Annotated in this window: 1 rRNA gene; it reads right to left on the bottom strand. The window is 58.4% G+C overall.

Annotation, left to right across the window (positions count from 1 at the left end):
- Window positions 1-211: 211 nt before the first annotated feature.
- Window positions 212-717 (bottom strand): 16S ribosomal RNA (locus OOT46_RS30650); the annotation flags it as partial.

Here is a 717-nt window from a genome sequence, read left to right as displayed (position 1 = left end):
CACTCTCTTCCGCGTGAAGCGTCTGCAGCTTGCGTCAACCTGGCCCTGCCAGCTGCCGCCGCCGGTTCACGTTCACTTGCTGTCGTACACAACAACAGCCGATAAGTGTGGGCGCCCAAACTTGAGTGCACTCTTGGCTTCGGCCGCGCTCGGCGCGCTTAACTTCGCAAGCGAAGTTAGCCTTCACCGAAACGGCTTCGCCGTTTTCCAGAAAGGAGGTGATCCAGCCGCACCTTCCGATACGGCTACCTTGTTACGACTTCACCCCAGTCACGAACCCTGCCGTGGTGATCGCCCTCCTTGCGGTTAGGCTAACCACTTCTGGCAGAACCCGCTCCCATGGTGTGACGGGCGGTGTGTACAAGACCCGGGAACGTATTCACCGCGACATGCTGATCCGCGATTACTAGCGATTCCGACTTCACGCAGTCGAGTTGCAGACTGCGATCCGGACTACGACCGGTTTTCTGGGATTGGCTCCCCCTCGCGGGTTGGCAGCCCTCTGTACCGGCCATTGTATGACGTGTGTAGCCCTACCCATAAGGGCCATGATGACCTGACGTCATCCCCACCTTCCTCCGGTTTGTCACCGGCAGTCTCATTAGAGTGCCCTTTCGTAGCAACTAATGACAAGGGTTGCGCTCGTTGCGGGACTTAACCCAACATCTCACGACACGAGCTGACGACGGCCATGCAGCACCTGTGTCCAGGTTCTCT

It is taken from the genome of Aquabacterium sp. A7-Y, assembly GCF_026153205.1.
Taxonomy (GTDB): domain Bacteria; phylum Pseudomonadota; class Gammaproteobacteria; order Burkholderiales; family Burkholderiaceae_C; genus Caldimonas.
Note: the sequence above shows the minus strand (reverse complement) of the source record. Positions and strands in the feature narration are given on the sequence as shown.